This window comes from Streptomyces flavofungini (genome assembly GCF_041028215.1).
Classification (GTDB): Bacteria; Actinomycetota; Actinomycetes; order Streptomycetales; family Streptomycetaceae; genus Streptomyces; species Streptomyces flavofungini_B.
In genome coordinates, this window is the sequence record NZ_JASKYR010001433.1 from 1 (window position 1) to 844 (window position 844).

Sequence of the window (844 nt, forward strand, 5' to 3'; positions counted from 1 at the left end):
CATCAGGGGGCCAGCGTAAGCCGGGCCGGGGGCCTTCGGTTGGTGGTGCCTCCGCCCTCCCGGGCGAAAATCACTGCCCTCGCCGTGTCACCGCTGCCACGATGAGCCCATGCCCTACAAGATCCCCGATGTCGTCGCGCCCGGCACCCTCGCCCGGCGTGAGCAGCCCGCGCTCCCCGTGCCCGGCGGGCTCGTCATCCGCCCCTGGCTGCCCGCGGACGCGCCTGGTGTGTACGAGGCCTTCCAGGACCCCGCGCTCCAGCGCTGGCACGCGCGCGTGGCCGACTCCGTGAGCGAGGCGCGCGGCTGGATCGAGGAGTGGCGGGCGGCGTGGACGGGGGAGCGGGACGCGTACTGGGCCATCGCCGACGCCGGAACGGACGTCCTGGTCGGCCGGATCGCCCTGAAGCTGATGGCGCTCGCCGACGGGCAGGCGGAGGTCGCCTACTGGACGGTGCCCGCCGCCCGGGGCCGTGGCATCGCCCCTTCGGCCGTGGAGGTGCTCTCGCGCTGGGCCTTCGAGGACGTGGGCCTGCACCGGCTGGAACTGACCCACGCGGTCGCCAACGAGGCGTCCTGCCGGGTCGCCTCGAAGTCCGGGTTCCGCCCGGAGGGCACCAAGAGGAGCGCGGTGCTGCACGCGGACGGCTGGCACGACATGCATCTGCACGCGCGGATCGCGGGGGACCGGGTCTGACGGGCGGGGCGGGCGGTCTTTGGCGTCGCTTCGCGAGGCGTCGTCCGGGACGCACCGCCCGGCCGGGCGGGCGAGGCGTCGCCCTGCCCGCCCGGCACCGGTGCGTCCCGTGTGGTGCTGCCTGCCCGGTGCCGGTGCGTCCCGTGC

At 75.6% G+C, this 844-nt stretch carries 1 protein-coding gene; it reads left to right on the forward strand.

Annotation, left to right across the window (positions count from 1 at the left end; genetic code table 11):
- The first annotated feature begins 109 nt into the window (after window positions 1–109).
- Window positions 110–697, forward strand: coding sequence for a GNAT family N-acetyltransferase (locus tag AB8Z36_RS41515; RefSeq protein WP_369218497.1), 588 nt, complete (start codon window positions 110–112; stop codon window positions 695–697).
- Window positions 698–844: the final 147 nt, after the last annotated feature.

What these genes read in the sequence shown, in the direction of transcription:
- AB8Z36_RS41515 (WP_369218497.1), top strand. Translation starts at nt 110, where the DNA reads ATGCCCTACAAGATCCCCGATGTCGTCGCGCCCGGCACCCTCGCCCGG.